This window comes from Salmonella sp. SAL4457 (assembly GCF_046548235.1).
Lineage (GTDB): Bacteria > Pseudomonadota > Gammaproteobacteria > Enterobacterales > Enterobacteriaceae > Salmonella > Salmonella enterica.
In genome coordinates this window covers 1-255 of the sequence record NZ_JBGDZO010000876.1, presented here as the reverse complement: position 1 = coordinate 255, position 255 = coordinate 1, and the positions used below count along the sequence as shown (strand labels likewise).

General features: G+C 46.3%; 1 protein-coding gene. It reads right to left on the bottom strand.

Going from position 1 to position 255, the window contains the following annotated elements; all coding sequences use genetic code 11:
- Window positions 1-78: 78 nt before the first annotated feature.
- Entirely contained in the window at window positions 79-243 is a 165-nt protein-coding gene (locus ACLJNW_RS26700) for an amidohydrolase family protein (protein ID WP_410961583.1), read from the bottom strand.
- Window positions 244-255 lie beyond the last annotated feature (12 nt).

Below are 255 nucleotides of genomic sequence, written 5' to 3'. Positions count from 1 at the left end.
ATATTATACCAACCTTTACAATTACCTGGTTTTTACAATATCACAAGAGGAATAAAGCAACGGTTACCGTTCGCTCTTTCAGTTAAGCACACCAACCAATTTTAATTGCTTGTTTAGCACCACGAATTGCCCTGCATAGTGCGGGGCAATTTTCCCGTACCGGTGCCCGCAGTTCAGCGCTTGCGCCGGGTAAAGGCTGCACATACGAAGGGCTTCACCCGCATCCACTCCTACATCATACACCAGGTTGTAAAA